The organism is Collibacillus ludicampi, assembly GCF_023705585.1.
Lineage (GTDB): Bacteria > Bacillota > Bacilli > Tumebacillales > BOQE01 > Collibacillus > Collibacillus ludicampi.
This window is the reverse complement of sequence record NZ_BOQE01000001.1, coordinates 1,502,501-1,521,388: the sequence shown is the minus strand read 5'-3', so window position 1 is coordinate 1,521,388 and position 18,888 is coordinate 1,502,501. Positions and strand designations below refer to the sequence as shown.

The following is an 18,888-nucleotide window of genomic DNA, read 5'->3' as shown; positions in this document are numbered from 1 at the left end:
GACGAGCCGCCCGTATCAGAATGGTAAATCGCTATCGTCGATTTCGATTGTTTGCTGTTCATGCTGTTCCTGCTGAACCGGATAGTTATTTAAGAAATTGATGATCTCGCTTGCTTCTTTCTTTGTGAGATCCTTGGTGCTTGTTTTCCCTTCGGCCAGTTCGGCGACGATCCGTTTGAAATCCTCATCACTGATCTTCTTGTCGTTCTTGAGCTTGTGAATGTATCGAATCTGAGCCTCAGATACGTTCCCGGTTGATGCCGATGATTGACGTTGCGGCCTATGTTGCTGCGGCTGCTCATATTCGATTTCCATGTCTTCGACATCTTGGGTGAAGACATCCGACAAACTTGCGACCGTAAGGGCCGCATCCACCAACGCCCTCTTCTTCGACATCTTCAGGACTGTGTTGGCAAGTGTGTACGGGTCCGGAGGTTCCTTGCCTTCTTTGTGAGAAACGTACCTTTTTTCTCGTGTGTTGGCGTGCCCGACACCCTCTGTGATGAGCATTCCGTTTCTGCTGAGCTTGCAACGGACCGTGAAGGCAAAAAAACCGCCATCATAGTCCTGTACTTTATCCAAGATCTCGTATTCACTTGTCAGACCCATCAGCATAAGGATTTTCTCAGCGCCCGGTTTCAACATCGTTGGCTTATGCGTCCCAGGAATAACGCCGTAGTCGTGCCCTTCCTTGAGGGTTTTTTTCACAACCCCTTGAAATTGGGCGATTTTGTCCATGGTAGATTGAATCGTCGAGATATTTATGTTCTCGATGAGAGTCAAAGCATTCGCTGTTTGCTGCTGACCTTCGATCACTTTCACCGGCATCACCATTACTCAGCCACCTCCACTGAGAATTTGATACCGCGTTCTACGACCGTGACACCCTCTACGACTTGTCCGTTCTCGTCGATCGCTACTCCGTTTGCTGTTGAAATAATCGTTTTCTTTAACGATGACCAATCGACGCTCTCCTTGACCTTGATCGATTCTGGCCGATTCGCTTTTGTCCAAGTCAGAAGCTTTTCTTCGTCCCGGATATATTCCGGCTCTTGAATTCGGGCCTTCAATGTTCCATATGGTAATTTAATGCTCTTGGCTTTCGGGTTCTCTTCAAGTACCATGCGATGATACGCTTGGAGCAATCCCTCAAAGTATTCCGCGTCTTTTTGAAGAGCCCCGTTGACGTCTTCCAGCCATACTTGGAACTTCCGGATTTCTTCCTCCGCGATGGCTTGATTCTCAGCCATCTCCCGGCGGATTTTGGCCAGTTTACGCAAAGCCCAAACGGCCTTCTCCTTGGTATCAACCACGAAATTCTCACGAGCCTCATGTGTATCAAGCTGGTTTTCTAGCACGCTCATATTTAAACCCTCCATTGTTTGATAGATTTATCCGTGTTACAATGGGGATGAACTATCTACTAAGGTAGTGATCCCCATTGGCCCGATGTTCGCCCATCGGGCCATCGTTTTTGCATTGATAACCTCGCTTCTTCCGCGATAATCTCCTGTTTCCACCGCTCGATCGGACACGTTACGCATTCGATAAAGCGTTCTGCCTGTCGAAATGAACACCATTCGCATATTTGCTTCTCGTAATAGCCAACTGCTTCTGCAGCGTTCATGAGGCCAATCCCCGAATCATGCGATAGAGTTGAACCTTATAATCGGAAAGCTCAGCACGCGCATCTTGTGCGATGTCGTAAGGCAAGTTCGGAGTCCGCAAAAACTCCTCCAGCTGCATGATATGTCTTTGGATTTCCTCCACAGTTTCCAATCTCACCATGTACCTCTCTATCCCCCTTGCATTTATGCGATGCTTGTGAACATTGCTTTCATTTGAGTGAAGACTGTTTCGAAAGCGATCATTCGTTTCCACGCTTCATTTCCTACGAGAGCCATAGCTATGAACTCTCGTGAATCTGTTATTTCTGCCCACCTCATCACTAGATCGATGGATGGAATTTCGTGACCATTTTCTATCCGAGAAACTGTCGAACGGTTGATATAAAGTTGACTTGCAATTGCACTTTGGCTGAACCCTTTTCTTTCACGACACATGCGCAAAAGCGCACCGATCTCTTGCGAGCTCACCTTTTTCACCCCCTTTTTGTGCGTATTTCTCACACCTAAGGGGCTATTTTGTGATGATTTTCGCTGTTATTATCAAGATGTCTCCTCTAAACAAACCCCTCGATTCAAAATCCCTTCTTACAGATCTCCTCTTGAATTGATCCCCTCACACTGCCGCTCGTCGGCCACCACCCGGCGAGCGGGACCAGCCTCTGTCAATGCCCTCCCACCGAGCCGCCCTTCTAGTTCTGCAATAAACTGGCGCGTTCCGCACGAAGCTCTTTGATTCGAATGATGATTTCTTCCCGCCTCTCAACAGATGTATCCTTGCGGCCGTACTCAGCGGCCAGACGCGAATGCTCAACTGCGATTTGAGTTAATCTATCAAGTTGATCGCCGGATACTTCAAACACCCTTTTCGTAACCAAATCACTCACCCCCTATCCCACGTAACATTGGTTATTCATCCAATTCAAAAAAGCGTCGCGTGGAATGACGATCCGCCGGCCCACCCTGAGTTTCGGAAAATCTGTTCTACGGGCTAGCTCGTAAGCACTCCCTCTCGAAATCCCCAAGACCCTCGCCACATCGTTTATCGTTAGTGACAGCGGAAGATTCTCCGGCGATACAATTGTTGGTGTCATACTCAATCCCCCTCTCATTCTCACTGATGTATTCCGCGATCTTAGCCAGCTCGGCAATCGAGTCCTCCTTCGAGTAATTCGGATTACTTGCTAAATCTACGGCCACATACAGCACCTGCTTATTGAGATCAGCCAACAGAAGCGATTGATGAATGTTCATGGAGATCTCTCCCCTCACCCCCTACGCCGATGTAACGGCTTGTTCGTTAGATGAAGTTGAGCATTCATCAAGTTGATCTTCAAAAAGAAATGCGATCAACTCCTCTAAAGACACTTCAAATTTTTTCGCGATAATCGGTAAATGTTCTGCTTTTAGTTTGTTTTCACCGCTCTCTATCCGTAAATAACCGCCTGCTGTCTTTAAGCCTAAGGCATCCGCCATATCTTGAAGCGAGATATTTCTGCTGATCCTAAGCAGTCTTAACCGTTCATACTTCAATTCCATCACCACCTTTGATGAATACTCAACTTTCTACCCATATATTATTTGATGTTTGATCAAATGTCAACCAACATTTTGCTATTTGCTCAAATTCATTTCCTGCTTCCTCTTTCTCGTGTTATCTTTTATTTGATGATTTAGCAAAATTTTGAGGTGAGAATATTGTCACTTGGTCAGCGGATAAAAGTGAAGAGAAAAGAAAAGAAGCTCACACAGCTCGACGTGGCTCGTAAGTTAGGTATTGATAACACAACTGTTTCAAAGTGGGAATCAGATGTATATGAGCCAGACGCTGATAACCTGGCTAAGCTGGCCAACCTGCTCGAAGTGACAACTGACTACCTCCTAACCGGTCGAACGGATCCTGATAAAGAAACCGTCCAGGATCCAATTCCTCCAGAAGAACGCGAATTCCTCGAATGGGTCAAAAACAACCTCGAGGGTACTTTCTTCTATGACTTCTCCCGTGCACCTGAGGAGCAAAAGAGGGACATGATGAAAAGCCTGCGTATTATTTGGGAGCTTGAGAAACATCGAAAGCCTGGGCAGAAGCAGGGGGAATAAAAATAAAATATATCAATTCTCCACCAAGAAAACGACACCAATTAACACGATGGTTGTCGTTTTTGTCATATTTAAGGAGGTGTCGAATCATGTCGATTCAATAAGTGAATTATTTAAAAAACAAAAATAATTAAAAGGGGTAAGGAAAATGCATACGTTTAGATGGGTAATAGGAATTGTTCTTTTGATTTTTGGAGTCCTTGGGAGTATTGGCTCTATCATGGCGGTGATTAAACCCAAAAATGAACAAGACAAGGCAAACAGTAAGAGTGCGATCATCGGCGGACTTGTCATCGCTGCCATCGGTTGGTTCATTATACCCTCTTCGAGCTCCACTGCTGTTGAGTCAACTTCTTCCCCATCTCAGCAGGCAGCGGGTCCCAATTCCGAGACAAAAGATATCAAAGACAAATCCACTCAAAACGAGAAAAATGATGCTGAAAAAACTGCATATTCCATTGGAATGAATCCGGAACAATTTAAGGTATCATTCAACCAACAAGCTCAAGCTTTTGGAGCAAGTTTTCGAATAAACTCATTAGAAATTGATGAAGGTCCTGTTCAAAACTCTTTCAAATATATGCTCAATGATCATTTGGGATTGGTCGGATCAATCAACAAAAAAGACGGTAGTATACGTGATGTTATGCTTCTAGGCCAGGGGGATGGGACCTTAAAATCAGGCTTAGATATTCTCGGTGGAATGGGAGCATTAATTGCCGCAACTAATCCAAGTCTCCCGCCAGAAGAACGTGGTCAAATCCTTAAAGACCTAGGGATTACTAAAGGTGCAGATCTTAGCAATGTTGATAAATCAACTGTAAGAAATGGTTTGAAATATACCTTATCTAGTTCGAAAGACATAGGAATTATGTTTGGTGTTTCTAATGCGAACGATTCAGGGAAATAAATTTGAAAAGGGGTAAGGAAAGTTGAAAACTGTAGTTGGGCTAATTTTGCTCGGTATTGTTATTTCTATCATTTATCATTTCCCGGTGTTCTTTCTCGTCTTATCAATAATCGGCCTACTGTCTGGAGGATATCTCGCATTTAAAAAACACAAACATACCAAAATAATCTCCGGTTTAAGTGTTTTAGCTTTAATTGTTTCCTTCGTGGGACTCGGAAATAGCGGAGATCCGAACCAGCAGGCACAAAAACAATTATCTGCTCCAGCCGCAAGTACTTTGACTTCTACTTCAGATTCAAATAGTAGTAACAAATCCACGGATCAGAAAGCAAATTCCTCTTCTACTGACCAGAAAAAAGATTCTGGTACGCCTAAAACAGATACGAATAACCAGGTCAAAACTGAACCTGAAACCACACAAAAACAAGAAACGAAATCCGAACAGCAGGCTCCTGCACCGTCTACTGCCCCGGATTCTCAAAAGGCAACAGTAGAAATTATCAGTGTAACATCTCCGGCTCCCCGGAACAGTTACGCCACTCTAAAAGCAAAAGTATCCCCTGGAGCTACGGCAACAATTGAAGTCGATTACAAAAGCGGCCCGAGTCATGCAGCCGGACTAGGCCCCAAACAGGCTGGTCCGGATGGAATCGTTTCATGGACCTGGAAAGTCGGCGGGAATACAACAATCGGTACTTGGCCCATTACAGTAAGTTGTAATGGAGCAAGTGCTTCTACACAGTTTGAAGTGGTGCACTGATTCACACAAAGCTCACTACGTAAAATAGCCTACCATGACTTTTCTTTTCTACTCTTTTATCGGTTGTCCCTTTCTTCTCAGAGAAGGATGATTCTGTTGCGAAGATGAAGGGGGATGGATATGTGAAGTGGCTAAACGAATGATAAGCCAAGTATCATAAGAGAGGAGAATTGGACATGCTAGAGAACCTAAAATACGTCCCAGTATTACGATTTAGGACCGAAGAAAGACGAGCATTCGGCGCTACGGCTATAAGTGACAAAATGTTACCTCTAGTGGAAATAATGCAGGCTCAGAACCGTAATCGAGACACAATTTCAGATTTTAGAGACGAGTTTTCACATCTTAATACCCAGGTCATGTTAGACTTTCCCCTGTACCTACGGATCCAGAACAACACCAAGGCAGCCGTAAGTCAATTTATTCTAATGTTGAAGGCCAATCCTTTGCAAAGGGTACAGCTTTACCTTGACCAGCGCCTTATGACAATGGAAAACCTAATTCCCGTTGTCACATATGATCCAACAATTCCGTACGTGGCAGGCATACTGCAGCAACAAGAAAATCAACTACGACCTACTTATGGTACCATTGCATTTCGGATATTTCATCAGCATCACGCACAAGCATTAAATGAGATTGCTAGTTGTATTAGAGATGGAGACATTGTTTTATATGACATTGATGAGCAACATCATCAAAATGCAGTTATTCGCCAAACATATCCGTTGATTCATCAGACTTTAGCCAACGTATCGATAAAAACTGTTTTAATTAGATCAGCGATTCCTCGGGATCTTTATAATACACATCTCTCCCATGGTTCTATCGTTCCCCAAGCTGATAATGGTTTACTAACGGATTATTCTCAGTTAGGGTTTGATGCATTCGGCGATTACGTTGGAATCAAGAAAGACGATCTTACAGACGGTGGTCGAATAAGCCCTGGGTTTATTTTTTATTCTTGGCAATCAAATGCATATTACGGATATAACGGTATCCCTGGACAACTTGCAACTTTTGATACAGTCATTACACCTTCCGTAGTAAACTCTACTGTTTGGAACCAATTCGGAGCAACTCACCGAGAAAATTGTTTCGGCTGTAACAAAATTTATAGAATAAATAACAGTATAGAAAGCGGGCAGAATCAGGCCAAGTGGAAAGGAATTGCGTTCGGGCACTACCTCTACACCATGGAAGAGTTTTTGTAATAAACCCAATATGGATCCGCTTCTGTTCTAAAGAACATCTGTAGATCAATTGGGTTTATCAAATTAAAGTGTCTTTCGATATGTTCCCACCTTTTTTGAAACCTCTTTTTGATAATGGTTTTGAAAAGGTGGTTTATTTTTTGAGTTGATAAACAGTTCAACAAAATATCTTCCTTAGTTTCCCTTCCCTTTAGTGACTCCTTAATACCAGCGAGCTTCATCATCTGGTCAAGCTCCTTAGATGTAAGACAATTTAATTGTGCTACTGGGTCGATATTCTCGTTTTTGTTCGCCTTCCGCCTAGGATGAAATTTCCACGCGCCTCCGACATTCCGGAATGAGACGATTCCGCAATACTCCGGAACTTGTTCGGAAACTTTGGGAAGATGCTTGGTATGTACAACGACATAAATATATTCGAATACCTGAGAGTAATCCTGTATCTGCTTATCCAGTTTATCTAACGAGTCCAACTCGGTTTTTATCTCATAGGCGTAAGATTTCCCATTTATTCTGCCAATATCTAAACGACTTGCTCCAACGTTCATCTCGAAAGTACTAACCTCGTCTTTTCTATTGAGATAATTTTTTATAAAGTAATACTTGATGGTACATTCCCCAGGATAATATTTGAGAACCAGGTCATTTACGATCTTATGTCCAACTACAGATTTTTTTAAAGGCTCGATTTCGTAATATACATCTGGTGGCAATACCTTTTTGATTAATTCCCAAACCTGAACATCTAACTGTAAAGGCTGGTAAGCGCTGTAAATGATTTTTGTTAGCGAACCAAGCTCTTCAGGCGTAAAATGGTTTTCAATGATGGTCACATAATCCTTTTGCATCACTACCTCCCCTTCTCAAGATTAAGCATTGATTATTTTAGACTGTCCAAAATACAATTTCTACACCCTTTTGTGTTTATCCTATGGACGACCATCTTTATTTTTCTTTTGCTTCAGATCATAGCTCCGAGTCACCAATGACCGGTTCCCACCGTTGAAGGACCTCGATAGTCAAGGGGGATACAACAATCGGTGCTTGGTCTATTTCAGTATGTTGTAATGCCTCAAGTGCATTGACGCAGTTTGAAGTTGTTCATTAATCCCTTCATCGAGGTTCTCCTTTTCATGAGAACCTCCTCTCCCCCCTTTAATAAGTCTTTTCTTATCCTTTCTATTATCATTACTTCATTTCTCATACCATCTCTTAATTTTTGATGTTCCCTATTCCGTAAATTAGATTTAAAATAAGAACATATGTTCCCATAAATTGCACTAATCAATAGAGGTGAAGTCTATGCTTGAATTAGAACATTACCGACCTACTGCTCTCGAATCAGCGGTTGTTTCCTTTTATAAAAAGAAAGGCATAACGAATCCTTGTGACATTAACTTGGAGGTCTTCGCATACGATGCTGGAATTTGGATTCACGAACTACCAATGCCCTCAACAAATTATCATTTCAAACACGGTTATACAATCGTCCTCGATAACCGATTACCATATAAACAACAACGCGTAGAACTGGCGCATGAGCTTGGACATATCTTGCTCCATTGTGGCCGGCAAGAATTTATGACCGACGATTTTCGCGCTCTCCAAGAGTGGCAAGCCGATCGATTCGCGATGTATGCGTTGGCTCCGACATTTATGATCGGAAACTACCTGGATTACGCGTACAGCCGTGAACAATTAGTCTCCCATCTCGCTGACGTCTTTAATGTTCCTGACGTCTTTATGGACACCCGCCTGGATCTGCTCGAGCAGCGCATTAGAACACTAGCTGCGGAAGCTAAATTAGCGGAAGCGATTCGTGAAGCTTCTGCATCTTACGACTATTCATTCCGACATCCGCTAAATCATCGCATTGAGTACCTCGTCCGCGATGGCCAAGTGATTGGCAGGCGTCGTAGAGCTGAAATATAGGAGGTTTAGTCATGGACAAGCCGCAGTATGTCGCATTCATGGGGAGTGTACCTTCACTCTCCACGACTTTTCTTGAACAGATCGAAAACCCGCCTGATCTTGTCGTGAAATCCTATGCACCCTACCGTAGATTCGCTGTGCAGATCGCCGATGACGGGATGGACTCGTTTGGTATAGAGCAAGGCGATTTCCTCATTTTCAGGGAACAGCGATGGCCGACAAATGAAGGTCAAATATGTCTCGTTACTTTTGGTGATGAAGTCTCGATCCGAATACTCGAGTACATCTATAACCCAGAAGTCACGTTACGTGTTCCTGGCGATAAAATTCCCTCTTTGGAGCTAGCACCGACAGACTTCTGTGTAATCGGTGTGTTGAATGGTGTCATCAAAGAGGAATTCGCTGAACTTATATATCATGAGGAGGAAGACTTCGATTGGGGATGTTGATAGGAAATATAGATATCACGTTTGTATAGGAGGTCAAGACAATGAAAGGATCTGTTTTCAAACGTGGAAGCACGTGGGCTTATGTTGTGGATTTGCCTCGCGGCGAGGATGGAAAGCGCAAACAAAAGAAAAAAGGCGGCTTCGCAACCAAGAAAGAAGCGGAAGCTGCACTCGCCAAGTTCATAGCCGATGTCGAACGAGGGATGTATGTTGAAGATGCAAAAATTACTCTTGGCGAGTATCTAGAAGAATGGCTAAAGGACAAGCAGGCCAACGTCCGAAAAAGTACGTTTCGTTCATATGCTTGGCTAGTGAATAACCACATCATTCCTCACATTGGCCAAATCGAACTGACTAAACTTACTCCAGTCCATCTGCAACGGCTATATACAAAACTTCAGCAGCAAGAACAACCTCTATCCAACCGATCAATATTACACGCACATCTGATTATCCAAGAAGCATTAGACAGAGCACTAAAATGGGGCATGGTGGCAAGGAACGTCGCAAAAGCGATCGATCCACCCCGCCCGAAAAAAGTAGATTTTCAAGTATGGAATGAGGAAGAAGTCAAACGATTCCTTGAAGTGGCAAAAGACGATCGTTACTATGTGGCTTTTCTTTTGGCTATTACAACCGGTATGCGGAAAGGGGAAATTCTGGGCCTGCGTTGGCAGGATGTTGACCTCGAAAAAGGTATCATATCGGTCCGGCAAACACTATCGTACACGGGTAAAGGTTCAGAGTTTCAAGCCCCCAAAACTGATCACGGTAAACGAGCTATCGCCATCCCGCCGCAGGTTGTAGAGTTTCTACGTAAGCACAAAGTAAAGCAGGCAGAAGAAAAACTATTGGCTGGCCCGTTGTATCAGGATCATGACCTCGTGGTGGCCACACAGGTCGGAACACCCGTGACCGCACGTAATTTGGATCGCTCTTGGTATAAGTTAAGAGATGAAGCGGACGTACCAAAAATTCGTTTTCACGATCTCCGACATACACATGCATCTCTTATGCTTCTGCAAGGCATCCATCCGAAGGTTGTCAGTGAACGTCTTGGTCACGCGAATATCGGAATCACATTGGATACTTACTCGCACGTTCTTCCTGGACTTCAAGAAGCAGCTGCTACGCAATTCGGAGAAGTACTGTTTGGTGAGAAAAAAGTCAAAAAAACTGTGGATAAATCATCAGTGTGACCAAAATGTGACCAAAACGAAAGTGGCGCGGTCACACAGAAACCTGCGAACCCGCGCCACTCTTGGCTTTCCTGGTGCACCCGGAGGGATTCGAACCCCCGCAAGACGCGGTTTAGGAAACCACCGCTCTATCCGCCTGAGCTACGGGTGCATGTGTATAAACACCGTGCCTAAAAGCACGGTGTTTTCTGGCGTGCCCGGAGAGATTCGAACTCCCGACCTTTTGATTCGTAGTCAAACGCTCTATCCGGCTGAGCTACGGGCACAAATAAAAGTTACATGGCGGAGTGAGAGGGATTCGAACCCTCGATACGGGTTATCCCCGTATACTCGCTTAGCAGGCGAGCGCCTTCGACCTACTCGGCCATCACTCCGTGCGAGCATGCTTCATTATACATGACCGAGATGTGTTTGTCAAGAAGCCCTCGAGTTTCGCGCTAACACGAAACGACGCAACGATTGCCAGGTCATAAAGAGCAAAAACCCCCATGAGACCGCAAGGAAAATCCGTGCCAAAAGACCGCTTACTCTCTCAGGTGAAAGCGCAATGATTCCTGAAACGAGAAACATCATCGAGGAAATGTATAATGATCTCCCAAATGCCCTCCGATGTAATGCGATCGATTGGATGATCATACAAACTGCAAAGAATAGAACTCCAAGCAAAAATAGCATGAAATCCCCCCTCTATTCCCTCATATGGGATATCTATGCATGAAAAAGGGGCGCTATGCGCCCCTGTGAATCCTTTGAGTCTCTTATTTTGCGATGCAACGACTTTCACGAACCATTTCGAGAAAATATCGATGGAAACGTATATCATCCGTTAATTCCGGATGGAAGGAAGCTCCTAACAGATTGCCTTGTCGCGCGGCTACGATTCGATCTTGAAACTTGCAGAGCACATCCACTCCCGTGCCCACTTCCATAATGTGCGGAGCACGTATAAACACCGACCGGTATGGACCGCCCTCCAATCCTTGAATCTCAAGATCCGCCTCAAAGCTTTCCCTTTGTCTTCCGAACGAATTGCGGTCAACCAGAACATCCATTAGCCCAAGATGTACGTCTTCTTGCCCATGAATCCTTCTGGCCAGCAAGATCAAACCTGCACACGTTCCAAACAAGGGAACCCCCCGTTGTCCCATTTCTCGAATCGGTTCAAGTAAATCATATTCTCTCATTAATTTTCCAATGGTGGTGCTTTCTCCACCCGGAAGAACGATCCCATCCAAGCCTTCCAAATCACGCCGACGCTTGACGGTCACAACTTCTTCGGCGCCCGCTTTTTCCAAACTCTTCACATGTTCCGCTACGGCTCCTTGTAGAGCGAGTACACCGATTTTCATCAACACGGCCCCCTATTACCAACCGCGTTCTGCCATTCGTTCATTTTGAGAGAGGGTGGACAATTCGATCCCTTTCATGGCAAGTCCAAGATTTTTGGACAGGTGAGCGATCAGTTCGTAATCCTCGTAATGAGTGGTTGCTTGTACGATGGCACGTGCATATTTTTCAGGATTCTCCGATTTGAAGATACCGGAACCTACGAATACACCATCGGAGCCGAGATGCATCATCAGTGCGGCATCAGCAGGAGTCGCCACGCCACCTGCGGCAAAATTCACGACAGGCAAGCGGCCCAATTTCTTCACTTCGAGCAACAATTCATAGGGAGCTCCCAGGTTTTTCGCTTCGAAAACAAGTTCGTCTTCCGACATGGAAGCAACTTTACGAATCTGTGCCTGCATCGTACGTTGATGCTTAACAGCTTCTACGATGTTACCTGTGCCCGGTTCGCCTTTCGTACGGATCATCGAAGCACCTTCCGCAATACGACGCAGCGCTTCGCCTAAGTCGCGTGCACCGCAAACGAAGGGAACGGTAAACTCTTTTTTATTGATATGAAATTTGTCATCAGCCGGTGTGAGCACTTCCGATTCGTCGATATAATCCACACCTAACGCTTCAAGAACTTTCGCCTCTACAAAATGTCCAATGCGTGCCTTCGCCATCACCGGGATGGAAACAGCTTTCATCACTTCTTCAATAATGGTCGGATCCGCCATACGAGCGACTCCACCCATAGCACGTATATCTGCAGGCACACGTTCGAGTGCCATGACCGCCACTGCGCCCGCCTGTTCAGCGATTTTCGCTTGTTCGGCGTTCACTACATCCATGATGACGCCGCCTTTTTGCATTTCTGCCATTCCACGCTTCACACGGGAAGTACCTACTTCAACCATCCTAGCAGCCTCCTACCTTTTTTGGACATTATTCAAAAAGTCCGGGAAACTTGGCCGTCTCATACCTTCCAAGCAAAGTCATTCCACCGCTCGCGTGGTTTCACCCGCGCTTCGCAACTCATGACTTCCGCTCTCACACGAAATCGGCCTTGTTTGTCCCCTTTTTGAACTTATTATTTATAAAGAAGTTTTGCAGAAAGTTCAAATCGTTTTTATTGTACCACAGATTTCTAAAAAACTTCTATATCCGCTCGACTTCTTATGTTGACTTCTTGCTATGATCGGGCTTTAACCGTCTGAGAAAAGCACGGAACATGAAAAATCCACCGACGAGGATAATGAAAATCAAGATTGTGTTCAAGGTAAGCCACCACACCGGATTGATCATCACAGATCCTCTCGCTTTCCTCTATGTCTTACTTAAACCATCCCTTCACCGTTTTCGTGATTCCTTCGAAGATTCCTCGGAAAAACAGACGAATCCACGAACCTTTATCGTCATCCTGTGTTGCTACAAGATCAACGTTATTCAAAACCTTCCCATTATAGACCAGACTGAGCGTCCCAACTTTTTGTCCCTTCTTGATGGGTGCAGTAACGGAGTCAAACGTGATTTTTTGATCGACTTTCGCGTTTGCTTGCCCTGCAGGTAAAGCGACATAAACGTCCGTATTGGGAGCCACAGGTACTTCTTTATCTTTTCCTTTTTCAACGGGAGCCATTTGCGATAGCGGTTGATCTTTCTTGTAGAGCTGTTTTTCTGTGAAATTGTTGAACGCGTAATCCAGAAGCTTTCGTGTTTCACTTACGCGCTTATCGTCATTGGCCGCGCCGAGAATGACACCGATCACGCGAAAACCGTTACGCTCTGCCGTAGATACCAGGTTATAACCGGCTTGGTCAGTGAAACCTGTTTTCAGACCATCTAACCCATCGTAGTTCCCCAGTAGTTTATTCGTGTTTTCAAAAATATTTTTACCGTCTCTGACGACCAGTTTCGGGATACTCGTATATTTCAGTATCTGCGGGTATTTGGTTACCAATTCGCGCGCCACGATCGACAGATCATGAGCCGTCGTATAATGATCCGGGTTGTGCAAACCGCTCGCATCGGTGAAATGGGTATTTGTCATGCCGAGTTCTTTTGCTTTTTCATTCATTTTTCTAACAAATTCGGCTTCATTGCCTGCCAAATAATCAGCGACGGCAACATCCGCATCATTGGCGGAAGGGACACAAATAAACTTGATCATATCTTCGAGTGTCCATTTTTCTCGCGGATCGAGATAAGCGCTCGATCCTCCGATGTTGTAAGCCTCTTGCGAAACGGGCACCACATCGGTCAATTTCGCTTTGCCTTGTGCGATCGCCTCTTCCACGAGTAGCAAGGTCATGAGTTTGGTCGTACTTGCCGGATAACGTTTCGCGTTTTCATTTTTCGCATAGAGAACTTGTCCTGTCTTGGCATCGATCAAATAAGCGGCAGGTGCGTCGATCGAGAGATCGTCAGCGGCACGTGCCTGTGGAGCGGAAGAGGTAAACGTTACAGTCGCTACGAGAACGACCGCCAAGAATACACTCGCCCACTTATTCATCCATTTCTTCATGATTAATCAGTACCTCCATCTTGCGTACTCTATCACCTTATTACCCTCATGGCCCGTTGCCGTTATAAACTCTTTCATCAAAGTGGCTACAAGGATGAATTGGAGCAGCTTCCAGAAGAAGCTTTCTACATGTGAGGAAACTATAAAATATGGTAAGAAGAATACCGCATTTTATAGTTTCCTAGTCTTTAAAAATCCCTTGTAGATTATATCATATGACCTTCAGAACAAAAAGACGAGGGGATGACCCTCGTCCGGTTTTCACTTATTTTAAATACTATAGTTGGGAGCTTCCTTCGTAATCTGCACATCATGCGGATGGCTTTCGCGCAGACCTGCTGCCGTGATGCGAACGAAACGGGTATTGTTTTTTAACTCTTCAATGGTCGCGCATCCGCAATAGCCCATCCCTGCACGTATACCCCCGATCAATTGGTACATGAGATCAGCCAATGCTCCTTTGAAGGGTACTCGTCCTTCGATTCCTTCCGGTACCAGTTTTTTGACATCTTCCTGGAAATAACGTGCACCTGAACCTTCTTTCATCGCACCGAGCGAACCCATTCCGCGATACACTTTGAATGAACGTCCCTGGTAAATCTCCATTTCCCCTGGGCTTTCTTCCGTTCCTGCCAGAAGGCTGCCAAGCATGACGGTATCAGCGCCGGCGGCGATCGCTTTCACGATATCCCCCGAATATTTGATCCCTCCATCCGCGATGATCGGGATTCCGTATTCGCGCGCCACGGTCGCACAATCATACACAGCCGTGATCTGCGGCACGCCTATGCCCGCAACCACGCGAGTCGTACAGATCGAGCCCGGCCCGATGCCCACTTTAACGGCGCTTGCTCCCGCTTCGATGAGATCGCGGGTCGCCTCGCCTGTCGCAACATTACCGGCGATGATTTGCAACTCGGGAAAACGCTCGCGCAGGGCACGGACTGTTTCGATGACCCCTTTGGAATGGCCGTGAGCCGTATCGACAACGATCACATCGACTTGCGCTTTCACTAGCGCCTCCACACGGTCGAATGTATCGCGCCCAACCGTAACGGCAGCACCGCAGAGGAGACGCCCTTTGGCATCTTTCGCCGCGTTCGGAAAACGTTCCGCTTTTTCAATATCTTTGATGGTAATTAAACCTCGCAAAATATAATTTTCGTCAACGAGGGGGAGTTTTTCGATTTTATGTTTTTGCAAGATGACTTTGGCTTCTTCCAGTGTGGTTCCCACGGGAGCCGTAACCAAATGTTCGCTGGTCATGACTTCCCCGATCCTGCGGTTGAAGTTTTGTTCAAAACGCAAGTCTCGGTTTGTAATGATACCCACGAGCCTGCGCTCTTCATCTACAATGGGGACTCCAGAAATGCGATATTTAGCCATCATTTCTTCCGCTTCGTATACGCGATGTTCGGCCGTTAAATAAATGGGATCTGTGATAATCCCGCTTTCCGAGCGTTTGACACGATCCACTTCTTCCGCTTGTTCAGAAATGGACATATTTTTATGAATGATGCCGATGCCGCCTTCCCTTGCCATGGCGATCGCCATTTTCGATTCCGTCACCGTATCCATACCTGCGGAAATGATGGGTGTATTCAGTTTGATTGTAGGTGTCAGTTTACTGGAAATGTCCACGTCCCGTGGAAGAACTTCCGACTTTTGAGGAATGAGCAGTACATCGTCGAATGTTAATCCTTCTTTTGCAAACTTTTGCTCCCACATCTGTGAATTCCCCCGTTTGTATAGTTTTCCTTGAATGAGTATATATTATGGCTAGTTTAACACCGATATTTTTTGTGTCAAGCCGCCTTATGCATCCCTTTCTATTCTGAACCAGGAGGGAGATCCTTGATGCACAAGGTGAATCGTATCCGTACGGAAGAGCCTTACCGCAAATTGTGGGATATGTTCGTGTTCTTTGAGAATGAACAAACAGCAAGCCGCTTCCTCCGTGACAAATATGAGCAAATGGGTCTTCCAGAAGCCAAACGTTACAGTTATTTGGCGACCCCAAAATTTATGTATTCGATCAAACAAGCTCGCGAATATTACAAAGCAGCCGCTTGTTGTGATATCGTAACCAAACCGCTACTCCTGTATTACGGTATGATGAGCTTGGCACGAGCATTGATTACTACACGCGATCCCGAATATCCTTCTACCACATCCGTTTTAAAACACGGTTTATCCACCCGGAAACTCAAGCGTTCCGACTATCAGTTCGCTACCGACGAAATACGCATACAAAAAGACGGTCTTTTCGTTGTCTTGCATCAGACGCTCGATGGTCCGCCGTTGGAAAGCGGACAACGGTTTCGGATACAAGATTTGTTATCGGTTCTCCCGGAGCTCATCCATTGTTATGAACAAGTATATGGCCCGCCTTCTGTTTGTGAAGTGGATATTCAACCGTGCGAAGGAGGGTTTCGTTGGAAACTTCCGCGCTCGATCGTGCAGGCGAGCGGAAAGACGCGTGCAGAATTCCTCGCATTGCTCAACCGTTATAGCGAAAAAGAAGATTCCTTCACATACCCGGATCCATTGGATGAACAAGGGTGGTTGTGTCTTCACCAGAAAAGCGTTTGCCTTGAGCATCCGCTGATTCTCGATGATATCTCCGGCAATTTCCATTTTCGCCTTCCACATGAAAGTGAACTCATCATCCCTGAAATCAGCCTGCATTTCATGTTGATGTTTGTGCTGGGGATGCTCTGCCGCTATGAAACGGAACGGTGGGGGGAACTCGTATTAGCCTTTATGTCACAAGATATGTATATCATCAATGAATTCTTGAATGTGTCGATGCGCAAATTTCCGAATCTGATTCTCAACCATCTTTTCGAAGAAAAATTTTTGTTTTATACACCGTAGAACAGGAGCGTCAAGAATGAATACAATGCATCTGCAACAACCAACAGATAGCTATCAAAGGAAGCTCATCGCTGTACGTCAGGATTTAAAGGAGATCTTACAGGAAAGTATCCTTTCGCTCGATTTGCTCATGGATGATTTCTTGCATTTGAATGAAGAAACGTTCCCATTGCTGCTTCTGCTTTCGAGCGATATCAGCAAAGCTTCCTCCAAGACCGAGATTCGTGCGGCAACGATTATTGAAATCTTGCTCATGGCTACACGCGTACACCGAAAGATCAGTGATCCGTCACCCACTCTGCAGCAGACCGATCCATTGCGAAAAGATCAAATGATCATTTTAACCGGGGATTACTTATATGCAAAAGCATTATCCTTAGCCGCACAGGAATCCGTTTTGCTTGTAAAAGGGATATCGGAGATGATTCAGAGTCTCGTCATCGCCGGGGTCGTTTTACAAAACCAATCCGACCAAGAAGAAGCCGACGATCATCATAACTTGGTGAACACCTATTACCATGCGGCGAATTTGTCATCGATCTGTTGCCGCTTGGGAGCACAGATCGGAAGCGCCTCTCCCGAACTTATTCGTTCGCTCTCTTCTTACGGATTCTCGTTCGGAATGGCCACTCAAATCAAAATGCATATCGCCTCGCGTCAAGGACAAGCCGTCTCCAAGTCGAGCATGGCCGATCGATCCGTCCGTATCGTTACATATTCCAGCTCTCTTATTAAACAGTATATACATAAAGCGAAACGATACCTGACCGCAGTTCCCCCATGCCAAGCAAGAGATCGACTCGCCTATATGGCCGATCACTTGCTTGCTGGCACCGAATAGATATTCATGATTTGTATGTCTACAGGAGGTGACTCGTGATGCTGATTTTGCGTTCGCTTAAAGGGATTTTCCTGCTTGTTCGTTTTGTTCCCGTTCTCTCTTGGAGCCTTTCTGCGATCCTGCTTTCACTCGGATTTGCCATTCATGACCTTCACGGAGTCTCTTCAGTCGATTGGCTCCTTTTTTTCATTTTGGTGGCCTGTTGCATTTTGTTGCAAGGGTTGATCGCCCATTCATTTCATGAGATTACCGGTTGGCGTTCAGGAACATATATTCACTCGTCGGGAATACCCTCTGGCGAGAATATTGGAACCAAACAAGGAATGGTATCGAAAGAGCGATTGTTTTATGTCGGTTCTTTAGGGATCGTAGCGATTTTCTTACTCGGCTGGTACCTGAATCGTGTGACCAGTTCTTATATCTGGCTCTTTATCATTGTCGGCGTTTGGGCCGCGATGTCATATACCTGTTCGCCGATGCGATTCGCCTTTTATCCTTTATTGGGAGAATGGTTAGCCGCTTTCCCTGCCATGGTTGCCAGTAGTTTGGGGGCTTATTGTGTCCTTACCGGCGGTTATAGTGTCACTGTTTTCTGCGCGGGTATTTTACACGGTTTGTTATGTACCTCCTGGTTAATGCAACATCATATCACAGATCTTTCAGCCGACCTACAAGAATCGCCTCCCAAAAATACAACGGTCGCTTACGTTTATAAGCGTTTCGGGCTGGAACAAGTGCGTTATGTGCCTGCTGTCTATTTCCTGATTACAGCATTTGTCGCTCTCCTGATGGTCTATTGCATCAGTTCTGTATTTACCGTTTCCATCTTGACAGCGTTACTTGGGTTTCACGCCGCATGGAACACAAATCCCCGCGATGTGGCAAGCGTGACTTTCAATCAAATTAAAATGATCGCGCTCACCGTGTTGCATACGGTGTTCTTGTTCGGTATGGAGAGTATGGGATTCGGGTAATGGGGATTCTTTTATGGAGTCAACAGCTCTGAGACATCCAATCATGAAAAAAGGGCTCTTCCTGAAGGAAGAACCCTTTTATGTTGCCTAGCAGCGACCTACTCTCCCGGGGGCTCCCGCCCCAAGTACCATTGGCGCTGGAGAGCTTAAC

The 18,888-nt window shown here is 45.4% G+C and carries 24 protein-coding genes, 3 tRNA genes and 1 rRNA gene (1 of these 28 running past the window's edge); 10 read left to right on the top strand and 18 right to left on the bottom strand.

What is annotated here, in order from left to right; all coding sequences use genetic code 11:
* Positions 1–15: 15 nt before the first annotated feature.
* From DNHGIG_RS07520 to DNHGIG_RS07485, 9 genes are all read right to left on the bottom strand, one after another.
* Positions 16–834, bottom strand: a complete 819-nt coding sequence (locus DNHGIG_RS07520) for a hypothetical protein (RefSeq protein WP_282199090.1) — start codon at positions 832–834, stop codon at positions 16–18.
* Entirely contained in the window at positions 834–1,364 is a 531-nt protein-coding gene (locus DNHGIG_RS07515; RefSeq protein WP_282199089.1) for a host-nuclease inhibitor Gam family protein, read from the bottom strand. The genes DNHGIG_RS07520 and DNHGIG_RS07515 overlap by 1 nt, the downstream gene beginning before the upstream one ends.
* A 36-nt stretch (positions 1,365–1,400) precedes the next feature.
* A complete protein-coding gene (locus DNHGIG_RS07510; RefSeq protein ID WP_282199088.1) occupies positions 1,401–1,586 on the bottom strand; it encodes a hypothetical protein in 186 nt (61 codons plus the stop codon).
* Between the two features lie 37 nt (positions 1,587–1,623).
* Entirely contained in the window at positions 1,624–1,788 is a 165-nt protein-coding gene (locus DNHGIG_RS07505) for a hypothetical protein (RefSeq protein ID WP_282199087.1), read from the bottom strand.
* Positions 1,789–1,811: 23 nt separating this feature from the next.
* Entirely contained in the window at positions 1,812–2,096 is a 285-nt protein-coding gene (locus DNHGIG_RS07500) for a helix-turn-helix domain-containing protein (protein ID WP_282199086.1), read from the bottom strand.
* A 221-nt stretch (positions 2,097–2,317) separates the two neighbouring features.
* Positions 2,318–2,503, bottom strand: a complete 186-nt coding sequence (locus tag DNHGIG_RS07495) for a hypothetical protein (RefSeq protein ID WP_282199085.1) — start codon at positions 2,501–2,503, stop codon at positions 2,318–2,320.
* A gap of 12 nt (positions 2,504–2,515) precedes the next feature.
* The gene (locus DNHGIG_RS20955; RefSeq protein WP_369414751.1) at positions 2,516–2,662 is read right to left on the bottom strand and encodes a helix-turn-helix domain-containing protein; all 147 of its coding nucleotides are present in this window, start codon (positions 2,660–2,662) and stop codon (positions 2,516–2,518) included.
* Complete coding sequence (locus tag DNHGIG_RS07490) at positions 2,610–2,879, bottom strand: hypothetical protein (RefSeq protein WP_282199084.1); 270 nt, start codon at positions 2,877–2,879, stop codon at positions 2,610–2,612. The genes DNHGIG_RS20955 and DNHGIG_RS07490 overlap by 53 nt, the downstream gene beginning before the upstream one ends.
* Positions 2,880–2,900: 21 nt before the next feature.
* Positions 2,901–3,158 (bottom strand): helix-turn-helix domain-containing protein, encoded by a 258-nt coding sequence (locus DNHGIG_RS07485; protein WP_282199083.1) that lies wholly within the window; start codon positions 3,156–3,158, stop codon positions 2,901–2,903.
* A gap of 165 nt (positions 3,159–3,323) precedes the next feature.
* Between DNHGIG_RS07485 and DNHGIG_RS07480 the strand changes: the two genes are divergently transcribed.
* The 4 genes from DNHGIG_RS07480 (at position 3,324) to DNHGIG_RS07465 (ending at position 6,609) form a co-directional block, all read left to right on the top strand.
* Entirely contained in the window at positions 3,324–3,725 is a 402-nt protein-coding gene (locus tag DNHGIG_RS07480; RefSeq protein WP_282199082.1) for a helix-turn-helix domain-containing protein, read from the top strand.
* 148 nt (positions 3,726–3,873) lie between these two features.
* On the top strand, positions 3,874–4,635 hold the full coding sequence (locus DNHGIG_RS07475; RefSeq protein WP_282199081.1) for a hypothetical protein: 762 nt from the start codon (positions 3,874–3,876) through the stop codon (positions 4,633–4,635).
* A 22-nt stretch (positions 4,636–4,657) separates the two neighbouring features.
* Positions 4,658–5,395: a hypothetical protein gene (locus DNHGIG_RS07470; protein ID WP_282199080.1), complete on the top strand. Its 738-nt coding sequence runs from the start codon at positions 4,658–4,660 to the stop codon at positions 5,393–5,395.
* Positions 5,396–5,571: 176 nt separating this feature from the next.
* Entirely contained in the window at positions 5,572–6,609 is a 1,038-nt protein-coding gene (locus DNHGIG_RS07465; protein WP_282199079.1) for a beta family protein, read from the top strand.
* Here DNHGIG_RS07465 and DNHGIG_RS07460 read toward each other — a convergent pair.
* Positions 6,585–7,457, bottom strand: a complete 873-nt coding sequence (locus DNHGIG_RS07460; RefSeq protein WP_282199078.1) for a sce7726 family protein — start codon at positions 7,455–7,457, stop codon at positions 6,585–6,587. The genes DNHGIG_RS07465 and DNHGIG_RS07460 overlap by 25 nt on opposite strands.
* A gap of 454 nt (positions 7,458–7,911) precedes the next feature.
* Between DNHGIG_RS07460 and DNHGIG_RS07455 the strand changes: the two genes are divergently transcribed.
* From DNHGIG_RS07455 to DNHGIG_RS07445, 3 genes are read left to right on the top strand one after another with little or no spacing between them, the layout of a single operon-like run.
* Positions 7,912–8,541 (top strand): ImmA/IrrE family metallo-endopeptidase, encoded by a 630-nt coding sequence (locus DNHGIG_RS07455; protein WP_282199077.1) that lies wholly within the window; start codon positions 7,912–7,914, stop codon positions 8,539–8,541.
* Between the two features lie 11 nt (positions 8,542–8,552).
* A complete protein-coding gene (locus DNHGIG_RS07450; RefSeq protein WP_282199076.1) occupies positions 8,553–8,990 on the top strand; it encodes a LexA family protein in 438 nt (145 codons plus the stop codon).
* A 41-nt stretch (positions 8,991–9,031) separates the two neighbouring features.
* The gene (locus DNHGIG_RS07445; RefSeq protein WP_282199075.1) at positions 9,032–10,189 is read left to right on the top strand and encodes a site-specific integrase; all 1,158 of its coding nucleotides are present in this window, start codon (positions 9,032–9,034) and stop codon (positions 10,187–10,189) included.
* Between the two features lie 72 nt (positions 10,190–10,261).
* Here the strand turns inward: DNHGIG_RS07445 and DNHGIG_RS07440 are convergent.
* From DNHGIG_RS07440 to guaB, 7 genes are all read right to left on the bottom strand, one after another.
* A tRNA-Arg gene (locus DNHGIG_RS07440) sits at positions 10,262–10,340 on the bottom strand.
* 38 nt (positions 10,341–10,378) lie between these two features.
* Positions 10,379–10,455 (bottom strand) — tRNA-Arg (locus DNHGIG_RS07435).
* A gap of 14 nt (positions 10,456–10,469) precedes the next feature.
* A tRNA-Ser gene (locus tag DNHGIG_RS07430) sits at positions 10,470–10,563 on the bottom strand.
* Between the two features lie 384 nt (positions 10,564–10,947).
* Complete coding sequence (gene pdxT / locus DNHGIG_RS07425; RefSeq protein ID WP_282199074.1) at positions 10,948–11,538, bottom strand: pyridoxal 5'-phosphate synthase glutaminase subunit PdxT; 591 nt, start codon at positions 11,536–11,538, stop codon at positions 10,948–10,950.
* A gap of 15 nt (positions 11,539–11,553) precedes the next feature.
* Positions 11,554–12,438, bottom strand: a complete 885-nt coding sequence (pdxS, locus tag DNHGIG_RS07420; protein WP_282199073.1) for a pyridoxal 5'-phosphate synthase lyase subunit PdxS — start codon at positions 12,436–12,438, stop codon at positions 11,554–11,556.
* A gap of 416 nt (positions 12,439–12,854) precedes the next feature.
* Complete coding sequence (locus DNHGIG_RS07415) at positions 12,855–14,045, bottom strand: D-alanyl-D-alanine carboxypeptidase family protein (protein WP_282199072.1); 1,191 nt, start codon at positions 14,043–14,045, stop codon at positions 12,855–12,857.
* Between the two features lie 270 nt (positions 14,046–14,315).
* Positions 14,316–15,773 (bottom strand): IMP dehydrogenase, encoded by a 1,458-nt coding sequence (gene guaB / locus DNHGIG_RS07410; protein WP_282199071.1) that lies wholly within the window; start codon positions 15,771–15,773, stop codon positions 14,316–14,318.
* 129 nt (positions 15,774–15,902) lie between these two features.
* Between guaB and DNHGIG_RS07405 the strand changes: the two genes are divergently transcribed.
* From DNHGIG_RS07405 to DNHGIG_RS07395, 3 genes are read left to right on the top strand one after another with little or no spacing between them, the layout of a single operon-like run.
* Positions 15,903–16,922 carry a YaaC family protein gene (locus tag DNHGIG_RS07405; RefSeq protein ID WP_282199070.1) on the top strand — a complete coding sequence of 340 codons (1,020 nt, stop codon included), beginning with the start codon at positions 15,903–15,905 and terminating at the stop codon, positions 16,920–16,922.
* Positions 16,923–16,938: 16 nt separating this feature from the next.
* Positions 16,939–17,763, top strand: a complete 825-nt coding sequence (locus DNHGIG_RS07400; RefSeq protein WP_282199069.1) for a polyprenyl synthetase family protein — start codon at positions 16,939–16,941, stop codon at positions 17,761–17,763.
* Positions 17,764–17,801: 38 nt separating this feature from the next.
* Positions 17,802–18,737, top strand: a complete 936-nt coding sequence (locus DNHGIG_RS07395; RefSeq protein ID WP_282199068.1) for a UbiA prenyltransferase family protein — start codon at positions 17,802–17,804, stop codon at positions 18,735–18,737.
* Positions 18,738–18,822: 85 nt separating this feature from the next.
* Here the strand turns inward: DNHGIG_RS07395 and rrf are convergent.
* Positions 18,823–18,888: ribosomal RNA gene (gene rrf / locus DNHGIG_RS07390) — 5S ribosomal RNA — on the bottom strand; it runs 51 nt beyond the window's last position.

Coding starts and splice junctions, on each gene's coding strand:
- DNHGIG_RS07465 (WP_282199079.1), top strand. CDS start 5,572: ATGCTAGAGAACCTAAAATACGTCCCAGTATTACGATTTAGGACCGAA.
- DNHGIG_RS07405 (WP_282199070.1), top strand. CDS start 15,903: ATGCACAAGGTGAATCGTATCCGTACGGAAGAGCCTTACCGCAAATTG.
- DNHGIG_RS07395 (WP_282199068.1), top strand. CDS start 17,802: ATGCTGATTTTGCGTTCGCTTAAAGGGATTTTCCTGCTTGTTCGTTTT.
- DNHGIG_RS07450 (WP_282199076.1), top strand. CDS start 8,553: ATGGACAAGCCGCAGTATGTCGCATTCATGGGGAGTGTACCTTCACTC.
- DNHGIG_RS07415 (WP_282199072.1), bottom strand. CDS start 14,045: ATGAAGAAATGGATGAATAAGTGGGCGAGTGTATTCTTGGCGGTCGTT.
- DNHGIG_RS07505 (WP_282199087.1), bottom strand. CDS start 1,788: ATGGTGAGATTGGAAACTGTGGAGGAAATCCAAAGACATATCATGCAG.
- DNHGIG_RS07520 (WP_282199090.1), bottom strand. CDS start 834: ATGGTGATGCCGGTGAAAGTGATCGAAGGTCAGCAGCAAACAGCGAAT.
- DNHGIG_RS07475 (WP_282199081.1), top strand. CDS start 3,874: ATGCATACGTTTAGATGGGTAATAGGAATTGTTCTTTTGATTTTTGGA.
- DNHGIG_RS07515 (WP_282199089.1), bottom strand. CDS start 1,364: ATGAGCGTGCTAGAAAACCAGCTTGATACACATGAGGCTCGTGAGAAT.
- DNHGIG_RS07400 (WP_282199069.1), top strand. CDS start 16,939: ATGAATACAATGCATCTGCAACAACCAACAGATAGCTATCAAAGGAAG.
- pdxT (WP_282199074.1), bottom strand. CDS start 11,538: ATGAAAATCGGTGTACTCGCTCTACAAGGAGCCGTAGCGGAACATGTG.
- pdxS (WP_282199073.1), bottom strand. CDS start 12,438: ATGGTTGAAGTAGGTACTTCCCGTGTGAAGCGTGGAATGGCAGAAATG.
- DNHGIG_RS07490 (WP_282199084.1), bottom strand. CDS start 2,879: ATGAACATTCATCAATCGCTTCTGTTGGCTGATCTCAATAAGCAGGTG.
- DNHGIG_RS07460 (WP_282199078.1), bottom strand. CDS start 7,457: ATGCAAAAGGATTATGTGACCATCATTGAAAACCATTTTACGCCTGAA.
- guaB (WP_282199071.1), bottom strand. CDS start 15,773: ATGTGGGAGCAAAAGTTTGCAAAAGAAGGATTAACATTCGACGATGTA.
- DNHGIG_RS07445 (WP_282199075.1), top strand. CDS start 9,032: ATGAAAGGATCTGTTTTCAAACGTGGAAGCACGTGGGCTTATGTTGTG.
- DNHGIG_RS07455 (WP_282199077.1), top strand. CDS start 7,912: ATGCTTGAATTAGAACATTACCGACCTACTGCTCTCGAATCAGCGGTT.
- DNHGIG_RS07510 (WP_282199088.1), bottom strand. CDS start 1,586: ATGCGAATGGTGTTCATTTCGACAGGCAGAACGCTTTATCGAATGCGT.